Source organism: Vibrio sp. M260118 (assembly GCF_036533755.1).
Classification (GTDB): Bacteria; Pseudomonadota; Gammaproteobacteria; order Enterobacterales; family Vibrionaceae; genus Vibrio.
In genome coordinates this window covers 1-4,447 of sequence record NZ_JATABG010000302.1, presented here as the reverse complement: position 1 = coordinate 4,447, position 4,447 = coordinate 1, and the positions used below count along the sequence as shown (strand labels likewise).

At 45.0% G+C, this 4,447-nt stretch carries 2 protein-coding genes; one reads left to right on the top strand and one right to left on the bottom strand.

Going from position 1 to position 4,447, the window contains the following annotated elements; all coding sequences use genetic code 11:
- Positions 1–142: 142 nt before the first annotated feature.
- The gene (locus QTO00_RS15410; RefSeq protein ID WP_038207202.1) at positions 143–2,077 is read right to left on the bottom strand and encodes a PrkA family serine protein kinase; all 1,935 of its coding nucleotides are present in this window, start codon (positions 2,075–2,077) and stop codon (positions 143–145) included.
- Positions 2,078–2,612: 535 nt separating this feature from the next.
- Between QTO00_RS15410 and QTO00_RS15405 the strand changes: the two genes are divergently transcribed.
- A partial coding sequence (locus QTO00_RS15405) for a methyl-accepting chemotaxis protein (RefSeq protein WP_331425573.1) occupies positions 2,613–4,447 on the top strand: 1,835 nt, incomplete at its 3' end.

Below are 4,447 nucleotides of genomic sequence, written 5' to 3'. Positions count from 1 at the left end.
TGCCGTTCAGTCGTCGGTCAATAAATTGCGCCATGAGTCACCCCTCATCTCATATTCGTATGCCAATCGATGTCATAGACATTTGTGCATCCAATCACCTACCAGAGAGCCTCTGGTAGGGATTCATGGGCAAACACTGCTATTAAGAAGACTTACGTACGCGTAGATACCATTCAGATAGCAAGCGAACTTGTTTCTCTGTGTAGCCTTTCTCCATCATACGTGCGACGAAGTCATCGTGTTTCTTCTGATCTTCAGAAGAGGTTTTAGTGTTAAAGGAGATAACAGGGAGCAACTCTTCCGTATTCGAGAACATTTTCTTCTCGATAACGGTACGAAGCTTCTCGTAACTTGTCCAAACCGGATTGGTACCATTGTTGTTCGCGCGGGCACGAAGAACAAAATTAACGATCTCATTACGGAAATCTTTCGGGTTACTAATTCCGGCCGTTTTTTCGATTTTTTCTAGTTCATTGTTTAGTGCAGAGCGGTCAAATAGTTGGCCTGTTTCTGGGTCGCGGTATTCTTGGTCTTGAATCCAGAAATCTGCGTAGGTTACGTAGCGGTCAAAGATGTTCTGGCCGTACTCTGAGTAAGACTCTAAGTAAGCAGTCTGAATCTCTTTACCGATAAACTCGACGTATCGCGGTACTAGGTAACCTTTCAAGAACTCTAGGTATTTCTCTGCGGTCTCCTGAGGGAACTGCTCGCGTTCAATTTGTTGCTCAATGACGTAGAACAGATGAACAGGGTTGGCCGCTACTTCAGTTTGGTCGAAGTTAAACACTCGCGAGAGAATCTTAAACGCGAAACGGGTTGATAGCCCTGACATACCTTCATCCACGCCAGCAAAGTCACGGTACTCTTGGTAGCTCTTCGCTTTCGGATCGGTATCTTTCAATGTTTCACCATCATAAACGCGCATTTTCGAGAAGATGGATGAGTTTTCCGGCTCTTTGAGGCGCGACAAGATACTAAATTGAGAAAGCAGCTCTAGTGTACTTGGTGAACAAGGCGCTTTTGATAGTTCTGAGTGGTCGAGCAGTTTCTGGTAAATTTTCACCTCTTCAGATACGCGTAGACAATATGGCACTTTGACTATGTATACACGGTCAAGGAAGGCTTCGTTGTTCTTGTTATTACGGAACGTTTGCCACTCTGATTCGTTCGAGTGCGCCAGAATCATGCCGTCAAATGGCAGGGCCGACAGACCTTCGGTACCATTGTAGTTACCCTCTTGAGTAGCCGTAAGTAGCGGGTGGAGCACCTTGATCGGCGCTTTAAACATCTCAACGAACTCCATCAAACCTTGGTTTGCTCGACATAGTGCACCAGAGTAACTATACGCGTCTGGGTCATCTTGTGAGAAGTGTTCTAGTTGACGGATATCGACTTTACCGACCAGTGATGAAATGTCTTGGTTGTTTTCATCGCCAGGCTCAGTTTTAGCGATAGCTAATTGGTCTAGAATCGAAGGTCTTACTTTAACGACTTTGAACTTAGAAATGTCGCCGCCAAATTCGTGCAGACGTTTCGCTGCCCAAGGAGACATGATAGAGCGCAAGTAGCGCTTCTCGATACCGTACTCTTTCTTTAGCAGCTCGCCGTCTTCGTTGACGTCGAATAAGCAGAATGGGTGGTCATTGACCGGGCTGCGTTCACCGTCAGCCGAAAGCACATAAATAGGTACTTGCTGCATGAGTGCTTTGAGTTTTTCCGCCAATGATGATTTACCACCACCTACAGGGCCAAGTAAGTAGAGAATCTGTTTACGCTCTTCGAGCCCTTGTGCGGCGTGTTTTAGGTAGGAAACGATCTGCTCAATGGCATCTTCCATACCGTAGAAATCTTTGAATGTGTCGTAGCGAGAGATGACTCGGTTTGAGAAAATACGACTTAGTTGTGGGTCTTGCGCTGTGTCGATCACCTCTGGCTCACCAATGGCCATGAGAAGACGTTCTGCTGCATTGGCATATGCGCTTTTATCGTCTTTACATAGAGCCAAAAACTCTTGTAGTGATAGCTCCTCATCCTTTGAGGCTTCGTAGCGCGCTTGGAAATGGTCGAAAATACTCATAATGAATTCCCCTCTGAACCTGTCAAAATGACAATAAACCCGCATAGAAAAGCAAAATCCTTTCTTATTTAAGGTTAGTTGGTTTTTAGAATTTTGCTTAAAAAATATGTGTTTAATTGCAATTTGTGACCGAGTACAAGATGTCAGACCACAGAAGAACTGAAGATGAATCGACACAGATTCATGCCATCTATAAATGAACCAAATCAAGTAGTGTCAGCGCTATCTTTTGCAATCAGTGTTTAAACTTAGTACGGCAGCTTTGGCGTGTTGGTTCAGATATATAGACCTAGCCAATGGAATGTTAGAGCGACTTCAGTTGCTGAGAGTTCGCGATGTGGCTTGAGCGTATTGTGTTATTGCTTAGGCTTTTAGGGGCTCGACATTCTTGCAGATATTTTTTTGAGTCGAGCTCCCAGTAATAGAAAAAAATTGCTAATTATTCGAGCAAGATCAGTATTTATTTCCAAGCTCGAAATATAATGACGCTGACTTATAAAAGTCCAGTACATAAATAAAACAATAAGTGGAAAGCATGCTTAAAAAATTATCACTCAAGAATAAGCTCGCAATTTCTGCGAGTGTTGCCATAGTCATCGGGGGACTGTTGGTTGAGGGGCTTTCATTCCGAGCTTCATTAGAAAGACTTACTGTTGAAGTGGAGCAACGCCTGGATAGCACCGCATCTTCATACAACCAATATGTATCGGATTGGATTCTGTCAAAGGAGCGCGCGTTAACTTCTTTGTCTCAAGAATCTAAGCAAGAAGATATCGTTACTCACCTTAAACAAATCAAAGACGCTGCGAGTTTTGACAACGTGTTCTTAGCTTACCCAGATGGTAGCCAAAATAATGCCAATGGCGTGATTTTACCACCGGGCAATGACGACCCTCGTGTATGGGGCTGGTACACAAATGCGGTAAAACAACCAAGCAAGGTATTTATGGATAACCCAACGGTAGCAGCGGCGACTGGTGCCAACGTAGTTTCGTTGGGTAAAGCAATGAATCTGCATGGTCAACAGATAGTGCTTGGTGCTGATGTTGAAATTACCGATATCTTAAGTGGTATGGAGAAGGTTATTCTACCGGGTGATGGTTACATGTTTATTGCCAATAACCAAGGCAATATCTTTGCTCATAAGAATACCAAACTACTCAACAAATCACTTGCAGAGCTAGGGCTCAGTGAAGGGACGATCAAGCAAGCGTTAACCTCTGGTCATGACTTGTTGGTTGATGTGTTAGGCAAAAAATCGGTTGTTTATGCTAGTGCTATCGGCAGTACAGGTCTTGCAACGGTGATTGTTGTTGACTATGACTCTCTAGTTTCACCTTTGTTTGATGCGGTATGGGGCCAGTTACTGGTCACTGGTATTGTCGTTGTGATTTGTACGCTGCTGTTCAATCTTTTATGTAATATTCTGTTCCGCCCATTGACTAACGTGTCGAACGCGTTGGAGCAAATTGCTAACGGCAGCGGTGATTTAACTCAACGCATCGAGGTTGAATCACAGGATGAGGTTGGCAAACTTGCGCACAATTTCAATGTGTTTGTCGGCAGTTTACAGCAGTTAATTGGTCATATCCGAGAGCAGTCTTCGCAGCTTACTCAACAGTCAGACTCTAGTACTCGTCGTGCACAACGATCTGTTGATGAGATTCATCACCAACAGCAAGAGATCACTATGGTCGCGACCGCGGTAACAGAACTTGCAAGCGCCACCCAAGAAATCGCTTCTCATGCGGAGAGAACTGCGCAAGCCGCGCAAGATTCGGCAGGGAGTACAGATCATGGTCAAGCACTGGTCGAACATACTAAAGGTTCGATTAACAAACTGGCAATTGAACTCCAAAGCGCAAGCGATGTGGTTGGTGAACTAGAGCGTCACGGTCAAGAGATCTCAACGGTACTTTCTACGATTCAGGGTATCGCTGAACAAACTAACCTGCTTGCACTAAACGCGGCTATCGAAGCGGCACGTGCCGGTGAGCAGGGCAGGGGGTTTGCTGTGGTTGCAGACGAAGTTCGCGTACTTTCACAAAGAACTCACTCTTCAACAGAAGAGATCAATAACACTATTGCGGTGCTGCAAGAGACCACGAGTCGAGCCGTATCTATTATGAACAGTAGTGCAAACTTGGCAGAGCTATCTGTGGAAGATGCAGACCGAGCGGCAACGGCGCTAGGTGAAATTAATCAGGCGGTAACTCTGATTAGCGATATGGCAACTCAGATTGCAACGGCGGCAGAAGAGCAAACTCATGTCACTAGCGAAATCACGCAGAACATTACATCTATCAAAGATGTGGCGGATCAGCTAGTCGAGGGTGTGAACCAAAGTTCTGAAGAGTCTTTCCAAGTTAA